The organism is Microcystis sp. M53603_WE2, from assembly GCF_030065435.1.
Window position 1 is genome coordinate 1 of the sequence record NZ_JASJFF010001209.1, and the last position, 1,735, is coordinate 1,735.

2 protein-coding genes are annotated in these 1,735 nt (G+C 48.8%); both read left to right on the plus strand.

Annotation, left to right across the window (positions count from 1 at the left end; genetic code table 11):
- Positions 1 to 37: 37 nt before the first annotated feature.
- Positions 38 to 259, plus strand: a complete 222-nt coding sequence (locus tag PX481_RS25305; protein WP_002759020.1) for a DUF4327 family protein — start codon at positions 38 to 40, stop codon at positions 257 to 259.
- A 43-nt stretch (positions 260 to 302) separates the two neighbouring features.
- Positions 303 to 1,523 carry an efflux RND transporter periplasmic adaptor subunit gene (locus tag PX481_RS25310; RefSeq protein ID WP_288096717.1) on the plus strand — a complete coding sequence of 407 codons (1,221 nt, stop codon included), beginning with the start codon at positions 303 to 305 and terminating at the stop codon, positions 1,521 to 1,523.
- Positions 1,524 to 1,735 lie beyond the last annotated feature (212 nt).

The window sequence follows — 1,735 nt, forward strand, 5'->3', positions numbered from 1 at the left end:
AAGCGCAAAATCCGAAGTTTTCATAGCAATTGAATTTATGACCAAACAAGCTGTAGCTCACCCGATGGTGAAGTTTCAACGCAAGGTTAGCAAGTGGATAGATGCAAAAGTAGTCAAACCTAGCGATAGTATCTGGAAACTGGCTCTTTTATACGGAGATGAGTGGGGATACTGGAAGCAAGAGTTGCTCGATTTCGGTTTCTCCATGCAAGACCCTCTCAGCGAAGTGGTAGCGGTAGAAGCTTGGGACGAGGAATAAGCGACCATCGACTCAAAAGCCGCTTTCTACCAAGATGATCGCCATGGGATCGACTCCGATTATCCTTTCCGCTCTGGTTATCTTATCCTTAAGCGCGAGTTGTTCTCCCCAGACCGAAACCCAACCACCGCCACCGGCAGCCCGTACTACTACCGTCAACGTCACCAGGGCTAAACCGGCAACCATCGAACGCAATCTCGATTACACGGGAACTACCCGACCTTTAAAAGTCGTTTCTCTGCGATCGCAAGCCACGGGTCAGTTACTCAATCTCCTCGTCGATGTGGGAGATGAGGTGCAATTAGGGCAAATCCTCGCCCGTGTTGATGATCGTCTCCTCGCCACCGTTGTCCGGCAAGAAAAAGCCGCCCTGTCGTCCCTAGAAGCGGAATTAGCCCGGGCGAGAATTGAAGTCAGTAACGCTGAAATTGAAGTGGAGCGCCTACAACTACAATACCAACAGGACAAAAATGATGCCGAGCGCCTGCAAAAATTAGCCCTAGAAGGGGCGATTCCCCTGCAACAGGGTGAAACAGCCCAAACTGCGGCTGCAGTGGCTTTAAAAGCCGTTAATAGCGCGCGCTCAAGAATTAAAGTCGAGGAGCAGGTAGTGGCGGCAATTATCGGCAGAATTGCCGCCCAAAAATCGGTCATCGCGCAGGAACAACAACGTCAGGCCTACGCTATTCTTAAATCACCGGCGACGGGGATAGTTATCGAAAAACTGAAAGAGCCGGGGGATTTAGTCAGTATCGGCGATGAAGTCCTCAAAATTGGTGATTTTCAACAGGTCAAGGTAGTAGTATTATTATCGGAATTGGATTTAAAAACGATTAATTTAGGACAAACGGTTAATGTCAGCCTTGATGCTTTCGGTGAGAGAAATTTTTCCGGTCGCATCAACAGGATTTTTCCCCTCAGCCAAGGCACGGCCCGGCGGATTCCCGTGGAGATTACTCTAGCCAATGGGGATGGTTTAATTAAAGGGGGATTATTAGCCCGGGTGCGGTTTAATAATAATTCTGCCCCTCAGGTGATTGTTCCCGAAACAGCAATTGTCAGTCAAGGGGAATCCGCGGCCATTTTCGTCCTTTCCGAGTCTAACTCGCAAGTGGAAAAACGTCCCGTTCGTCTCGGTCAAGCGCTCGACGGTCAAGTAGAAATTATCACCGGACTTGAACCGGGGGAGCGTTTCGTCGTTAATAGTAGTAAACCTTTGCAAAATGGTGAAAAAGTCCGCGTCAGTGTCCTGAGTAATCCTTGATGAGTCAGGGGTTGGCGGCTTTTGTTGTGATCAGTGAACAGTAATCAGTAATCAGTAGGGTGTGGGGTGTGGGGTGTGGGGTGTGGGGAAGGAAACCTCTTTCATCTGTGGGGGTGAAAATTTTTTCATCGGGACTGACTCCTAACTCCTGTCTCCTGTCTCCTAACTCCTGTTTCCTGTCTCCTGAAAGTTTTTAAATATTTTTCCACATC